We start from the raw sequence: 4,785 nt of genomic DNA, 5'->3' as shown, positions 1-4,785 counted from the left end.
AATCGAGCGAGGTGGTGGGCGGCCTGAGCGCCGAATGGGCCGCGAAGCTCGGCCTCGCCGAAGGCATGCCGCTGATGGGCGGCGGCGTCGACGCGGCCGTGGCCACCTTCTGTGCGGGCGTCACCGGCAGCGGCGACCACGTGGCGATGATCGGCACCAGCATGTGCTGGGGCTTCGTGAGCCCCACGGTGGATGCGCGCCACAAACTCATCACGATGCCGCACGTCTACCGCGGCGCGGACCGCAGCTATGTGTTCGGCGGTGCGATCACCGCGGGCGCGGCCGTCACGTGGTTCCGCGAGGCTTTCTGCCAGGCCGAGGTGGCCGAGGCCGCGCGCACCGGCGAGGATGCGCATGCGCTGATCGAGCGCAAGGCCATCGAGGTGCCACCCGGTGCCGAAGGCCTGGTCTTCCTGCCCTACCTGATGGGCGAGCGCAGCCCGATCTGGGACGCGCAGGCCAAGGGCGCCTTCATCGGCCTCTCGCTCGCGCACAGCCGCGCCCACATGTACCGCGCGGTGCTCGAAGGCGTGAGCTTTGCACTGCAGCACAACATCGAGGCCGGGCGGCTAAGCGGCCAGCCGCTGGACGACCGGCTGATCGTGGTCGGGGGCGCGGCGCATTCGGACCTGTGGATGCAGATCGTGGCGGACGTCACGGGCTACCCGGTGTTCACCATCGAGGAAGAGGTCGAGGCGGCATTGGGTGCGGCGATGCTCGCGGCGCTCGGCGCGGGGCTGGTCGATGCGGCCACTGCGGAGTGCGGCTGGGTCACGCTGGTGGAACGCGCGCGGCCCGGGGCTGCGGCGCAAGCTGTTTATCGCGAGCGCTTCGATATCTACAAGTCGCTTTATCCGGCATTGCGTGATGCGATGCATCGGCTGAAATGAATCCTTGCTTTTCGATCGCCGCGTCGTGCGTTCGGGGTGCGCTCCCGCCGACGGGGTACCTTGCTCCGCGAATGTCCTCCGGCCTTCGGCCTCCCCCTTGATTTCGCTACGCAAGGCACCCCATCAGCGGGAGCGTGATCAGAGCAGTCGTTGATCAGCGATACACCAGCGGCGTGCCCAGTGCACAGAGCATCGGGTGCTCCCCGCAGCGAAATCAAGGAGGAGGCCGCAGGCCGGGGGACATTCGCGGAGGGGAGTACCCGGTGATCTGTGCACGCGCCCTGAACACCCGCCCTGAACACAAGCCCCAATCCATGACAGCAACACCATGACAACAACAACTTTCGATTTTTCCGGCCAGCGCGCACTGGTCACCGGCGCAAGCAGCGGCATCGGCCGTGCAGTCGCCGTGCGGCTCGCGCAATCAGGCGCAGCCGTGACCGCCGTGGGCCGCAACGCCGCCGCGCTCGACACACTGCACACGGAAGCCGGCTGCACCGCATTGACCGTCGACGTGGCCAACCCAGCCGAACTGGAACGGGCACTCGCAGCACTGCCAGCCTTCGACCTCGTCGTGAACTGCGCCGGCATTGCGCTGCTCGAACCGGCGCTCGACGTCCAGGCCGAAAGCTTCGACGCCGTGATGGCCGTCAACGCACGCGCAGCAGCCCTGGTCGCCTCGCGCTGCGGCAAGGCGATGATCGCGGCCGGCGTGCGCGGCAGCATCGTCAATGTGTCGAGCCAGGCGGCACTGGTCGCGCTCGATGCGCATCTTTGCTATTGCGCATCCAAGGCCGCCATGGACGCCATCACACGCTCGCTGTGCCTTGAACTCGGACCGCACGGCATCCGCGTCAACAGCGTGAACCCCACCGTCACGCTCACGCCCATGGCCGAGCAGGCCTGGTCCGATCCCGCCAAGAGCGCGGCGGCGCTCCGGAACATTCCGCTGGGACGGTTCGCGCAGGTCGACGAAGTGGTGGCGCCGATCCTGTTCCTGCTCTCCGATGGCGCCTCGATGGTCAGCGGCGCGGCGCTGCCGGTGGATGGCGGCTACACCATCGTGTGACTTGACGGCCGCTCAGGCGAAGCGGGCACCGCCGCCGCCGGGCGACGCCAGCAAAGCATCGAGCTTGCGCGAGATCTTCTGCTCGATCTGGTCGCTGAAGCTGCTGAACAGGAAACCCAGCGTCGCCTCCAGCGTCAGCGTGTCGGCCGTGACCTCCACCGTGCCGTCGATGCCTGCGCGGCTGAACTGCGCGACGTCGCAGGCCTCGCCCTCGGTGTAGGTGCATTCCAGGCCGTAGTCCTGCCCGACCTGCTCGATCCACTGGCGTGCGACTTCGCGGGCGCCGGCAATGCCGAGTGCGTGGTTTCTTTCGATATGGATGTCAGGCACCGTGGCCTCCGTTGCTGCTGCTGCTGTTGTCGTTGTCGTTGTTGCCGCCATGGCCGGAATGCGTCTGCAGCATTCCCGTGGCCGTCTGCAATGCGTTGCGCCGCTCTTCCATGGTCGGCAGCGCGGCAATGCGGCGCACCGCCTTGTAGAAGCGCGGCCAGTCGCGATTCTCGCGCGCAAACAAAGCCTCGAAGCCCGGCACCAGGTCGTCGTAGGCACCCTGGGCGCCGAAGGCCGCATTGTTGGCGCGCGCCACCCACAGGTCGTAGGCGCCCTGCCGCGGCCCCTGCCATTGCGCGCGCAGCATCGCGTAGTGCTCGCGAAAGGCGTCCATCGCGGCCTTCTTCATGGCGTCGACCGCGGGCCAGTCGCCGGCCTTGGCCTGGGCGGATTCGTACACCTGGTTGAGCGCGCGGCGCGTCTCGAGGGCCAGCGCGCGAAACTGCTGGCGCTGCCCGTCGAAGCGTGCGTACTCGCCGCGCGCCGCCTCGCTGGCCTCGCGCTGCAGCCACATCGCGCCGCCGATGCGCTCCACCGCGGTGGCATACGACTCGTTGAAGACGATGTCGCCGGGCACATAGAGCACCTGGTGCGCGAGCTCGTGGAACACGATGCGCGCCAGCTCGCCTTCGGGGTAGCCGATGAAGGTGGAAAGCAGCGGATCGCCGCCGGCCCAGTTCATCCAGCCCAGCGTGGAATACGCCGGCACCGGGTACACGGCCGTTTCCAGGCCCTTGGCGCGCAGCGCCTCGGCCTCGGCCCGGGCGGCGGCCTCGTCGTAGTAGCCGCGGTAGCCCACGCAGCCGGCCACCGGAAAGCACCAGCTCTTGAGCGTGAGCGAATAGGGCGGCGCGGCCACCACGTTCCACACCGCCGCGGGGCGGTGCAGATCGGCGTACGAGGTGTAGCTGGCGTTGTCGGGCAGCGCCAGTTCGGTCACGGCGAAGCGGCGGATGCGCTGCGCGAGTTCGAGCTTGGCCTTCAGCGGCGCGGAAACCGCGGGGTCCGCGAGCCATTCGGGCACCGGCTTGGCCACCCGCAGGATGCCGAGGTGCCCGCTGGCCGACTGCCAGTAGTAGCCGAGGTCGGCGCAGCCGCCGAGCAGCAGCAGTGCGCCGGCCAGGGCGAATGCGGGGGCCGCCCTCACCCCGGCTCTCTCCCAGAGGAAGAGGGAGCGACACGCTCCACTTCGACCAGGCAGTCGTAGAACGTGGGCCCGCGGCCGATGTCGGTCAGGCGCTGGCTGGTGAGCTGGTTGACGTTGGTGCCGTCCAGGCCGAGCTTGCGCCACCAGATGCCCATGCCGTGCACCACGCCCGGCCGCGCGCGGCGCGACACCTCGGCGCGGCAGCGGTGCTCGCCGCGCCTGTTGAAGACGCGGACGATGGCGCCGTCCTCGATGCCGCGGGCGGCCGCGTCGGCCTCGTGGATCTCGAGCAGCGGCTCGCCCTCGATGGCGCGCAGGCTGGTCACGTTGACGAAGGTCGAGTTGAGGAAATTGCGCGCCGGCGGCGAGATCATGGCCAGCGGAAATTCGGTGGAACTGCCGGCCGCCTCGTAGTTGGGCACATGGTCGGGCAGGCCGTCCATGCCCTGCGCCTGCAGGCGCGCGCTGAAGAATTCGCAGCGGCCCGAAGGCGTCGGGAAGCGGCCTTCGGCAAAGGGCGCCTCGGGCAGCGCRAGGCTGGTGAAGCCTTGTTCCAGCAGCTGCGCGTAGTCGATGGCGCCCGGCGCAAAGGCGCTGCGGCACAGTGCCTCGTCGTCGTCCGAGAAGCAGGGCTCGTCGAAGCCCATGCGGCGCGCGAGCTCGCGGAACACCCAGGCATTGCTGCGCGCCTCGCCGCGCGGCGCCACCGCGGGCCGGTTCAGCAGCACGTCGGTGTGGCCGTAGCTGGTGTGGATGTCCCAGTGCTCGAGCTGGGTGGTGGCGGGCAGCAGGTAGTCGGCGTAGTCGGCGGTGTCGGTGCGGAACTGCTCGAGCACCACGGTGAAAAGGTCCTCGCGCGCAAAGCCCGCCACCACCTTGCCCGACTCGGGCGCCACCGCGACCGGGTTGCTGTTGTAGACCACGATGGCCTTCACCGGCCTTGCCTGGTCGAGCAGCGCGTCGCCGATGGTGCTCATGTTGATGGTGCGCGGCTGGCGGCCCGCGAGCAGGTCGGGGCGCTGCAGCGCGGCGCGGTCGACCGGAAAGTGGCCCGAGCTGCTCAGGAGGAGCCCGCCCGCGCGGTCGCGCCAGGCCCCCACCAGTGCGGGCAGGCAGGCGACGGCGCGCGCCGCGTTGCCGCCGCCGCGCACGCGCTGCATGCCGTAGTTCAGGCGGATCGCGGCCGGCCGGGTGGTGCCGTAGGCCCGCGCCAGCGCCGCGATCTGCGCCTCGGGCACGCCGCACACGGCAGCCGCGCGCGAGGGCGGCCATTGCAGTGCGCGCTCTCTCAGCGGCTCCCAGCCKAGCGTGTGGTTGGCGATGAAGTCGTGGTCGAGCCAGCCGTGCAC

General features: G+C 69.7%; 5 protein-coding genes. 2 read left to right on the top strand and 3 right to left on the bottom strand.

The features are described from left to right. Both AC1DOC_RS19680 and AC1DOC_RS19675 read left to right on the top strand, forming a co-directional pair. The coding region (locus AC1DOC_RS19680; RefSeq protein ID WP_478130328.1) for an FGGY-family carbohydrate kinase at positions 1–890 on the top strand (890 nt) is incomplete at its 5' end. Between the two features lie 328 nt (positions 891–1,218). Further along, entirely contained in the window at positions 1,219–1,959 is a 741-nt protein-coding gene (locus AC1DOC_RS19675) for an SDR family oxidoreductase (protein ID WP_478081349.1), read from the top strand. 12 nt (positions 1,960–1,971) lie between these two features. On the opposite strand, the gene AC1DOC_RS19670 is transcribed toward AC1DOC_RS19675, so the two are convergent. From AC1DOC_RS19670 to AC1DOC_RS19660, 3 genes are all read right to left on the bottom strand, one after another. Beyond that, a complete protein-coding gene (locus AC1DOC_RS19670) occupies positions 1,972–2,289 on the bottom strand; it encodes a polyhydroxyalkanoic acid system family protein (protein ID WP_012745501.1) in 318 nt (105 codons plus the stop codon). Continuing rightward, positions 2,282–3,436 carry an aminopeptidase gene (locus AC1DOC_RS19665; protein ID WP_478081348.1) on the bottom strand — a complete coding sequence of 385 codons (1,155 nt, stop codon included), beginning with the start codon at positions 3,434–3,436 and terminating at the stop codon, positions 2,282–2,284. Before AC1DOC_RS19665 ends, AC1DOC_RS19670 begins: the two co-directional genes overlap by 8 nt. Continuing rightward, on the bottom strand, positions 3,433–4,785 hold a 1,353-nt coding region (locus AC1DOC_RS19660; protein ID WP_478130327.1), incomplete at its 5' end, for a molybdopterin-containing oxidoreductase family protein. The genes AC1DOC_RS19660 and AC1DOC_RS19665, both read right to left, overlap by 4 nt.

The sequence above is a fragment of the Variovorax sp. 01T439_2 genome (assembly GCF_056398445.1).
This window is presented reverse-complemented; position numbering and strand designations above follow the sequence as displayed.